Source organism: Alteromonas alvinellae (assembly GCF_902705805.1).
Genome location: NZ_CACSIH010000252.1, coordinates 1 through 352 on the forward strand (window position 1 = coordinate 1; position 352 = coordinate 352).

The 352-nt window shown below is 50.9% G+C and carries 1 rRNA gene; it reads right to left on the bottom strand.

The features are described from left to right. A 23S ribosomal RNA gene (locus ACX5KA_RS19595) occupies window positions 1–352 on the bottom strand; the annotation flags it as partial.

The following is a 352-nucleotide window of genomic DNA, read 5'->3' on the forward strand; positions in this document are numbered from 1 at the left end:
CTAACCCCATCAATTAACCTTCCGGCACCGGGCAGGTGTCACACCCTATACGTCCTCTTACGAGTTTGCAGAGTGCTGTGTTTTTAATAAACAGTCCCAGCCACCTGGTCACTGCGGCCTCCATTTGCTTACCACGCGAGGTGTTCACAAACAGAGGCGTACCTTCTCCCGAAGTTACGGTACAATTTTGCCGAGTTCCTTCACCCGAGTTCTCTCAAGCGCCTTAGTATTCTCTACCTGACCACCTGTGTCGGTTTGGGGTACGGTTCATATAATCATAAGTTTAGAAGCTTTTCCTGGAAGCAGGGCATCAACAACTTCACTCCCTTGGGAGCTCGTCTCGTGTCTCGGC